Origin of the sequence: Pseudonocardia sp. KRD291, from assembly GCF_019263595.1 — a bacterium.
Lineage (GTDB): Bacteria > Actinomycetota > Actinomycetes > Mycobacteriales > Pseudonocardiaceae > Pseudonocardia.
The window spans coordinates 1-1,116 of record NZ_JADQDD010000525.1; the positions used below are offsets into that span (position 1 = coordinate 1).

The 1,116-nt window shown below is 69.3% G+C and carries 1 protein-coding gene; it reads left to right on the forward strand.

Annotation, left to right across the window (positions count from 1 at the left end; all coding sequences use genetic code 11):
* Nucleotides 1–128: 128 nt before the first annotated feature.
* The coding region (locus I4I78_RS32395; protein ID WP_218615316.1) for an IS481 family transposase at nucleotides 129–1,116 on the forward strand (988 nt) is incomplete at its 3' end.

A 1,116-nucleotide genomic window follows, 5' to 3' on the forward strand; every position in this document is an offset into this window, starting at 1 on the left:
TGTACTGACCACAGACGTTGGTCGAGGTCGTGTGACGACACGATCTGACTGATCTTGAACGGGGAGGACCTCCTGCGGAGGGTGTGGAGCTGTCGAAGGCATCCGCACCACAACCACAGGAGGTCCTCGTGGTTCACGCTAACGCCCCGCTGACCGAGAAGCACCGGCTGCGCCTGGCCCAGCTGATCATCGAGGGCGGCATGCCGGTCGCCCAGGCCGCCGAGCGGTTCCAGGTGGCCTGGACGACGGCGAAGCGGTGGTCGGAGCGCTATCGCGAACACGGCCGCGACGGTATGAGCGATCGATCCAGCCGCCCGCACCACAGCCCGACCACGACACCCCCCAAGAGCGTCCGAGCGATCGTCCGGGACCGGATGCGGCTACACCTGGGTCCGATCGAGATCGGCGCCCGCCGCGGCATGCCGGCCTCGACGGTGCATCGGGTCCTGACCCGATGCGGGCTGCACCGACTCACCCACGTTGACCGGGTCACCGGCGAACCCGTGCGCCGCTACGAACACCCCCACCCCGGGGACCTGCTCCACGTCGACGTCAAGAAGCTGGGCAACATTCCCGACGGCGGCGGCTGGCGCTACGTCGGCCGCGCGGCCGGAAACCGGCACCGGGCCGCGACCCCGGGCAAGTCCCGCAACGCCCACGGCGAGAAGAAGATGGGCACCGCCTATGTCCACACCGTGCTCGATGACCACTCCCGCGTCGCCTACGCCGAGGTCCATGACGACGAGAAGGCCGTCACCGCCGTTGCTGTCCTCACCCGGGCCACAGCGTGGTTCGCCGAGCGCGGGGTCACCGTGGCGCGGGTGCTCTCGGACAACGGGTCGGCCTACCGCTCGCATGCCTGGCGCGACACCTGCCGCGATCTGGAGATCACCCCGAAACGCACCCGGCCCTACCGGCCCCAGACCAACGGCAAGATCGAACGGTTCCACCGCACCCTGGCCGACCGGTGGGCCTTCGCCCGCCACTACACCGGCGAGTCGCAACGCCGCGACGCCCTCCCGAGCTGGCTACACGAGTACAACCATCACAGGCCCCACACCGCCATCGGACGTCGAGCGCCCATCAGCCGCTTGACCAACGTCCCTGGGCAGTACA